The sequence below is a fragment of the Streptococcus sp. HMSC36C04 genome, from assembly GCF_001839535.1.
Lineage (GTDB): Bacteria > Bacillota > Bacilli > Lactobacillales > Streptococcaceae > Streptococcus > Streptococcus hominis.
Window position 1 is genome coordinate 1 of the sequence record NZ_KV841592.1, and the last position, 218, is coordinate 218.

General features: G+C 44.5%; 1 pseudogene. It reads left to right on the forward strand.

Going from position 1 to position 218, the window contains the following annotated elements:
- Window positions 1-218, forward strand: a pseudogene (locus HMPREF3249_RS09220) (transposase family protein); the annotation flags it as partial.

Genomic DNA, 218 nt, shown 5'->3' on the forward strand with positions numbered 1-218 from the left:
CAGATGACCAAATACGACTTCCAGAAACCTTCTAAAATCCCTTATCTGGAGACAGCAGGATACAAAACCCTTATCCGACTCAAAAAGCGGCGCTTTCGCTGTAAGAACTGTGGAAAAATGGCTGTCGCCGAAACCTCCCTCGTCTAGAAAAATCACCAGATTGCCTCTGCAGTCAAACAGAAAATCGCTCAATTATTAGTTGAGAAGCAAGCCATGAC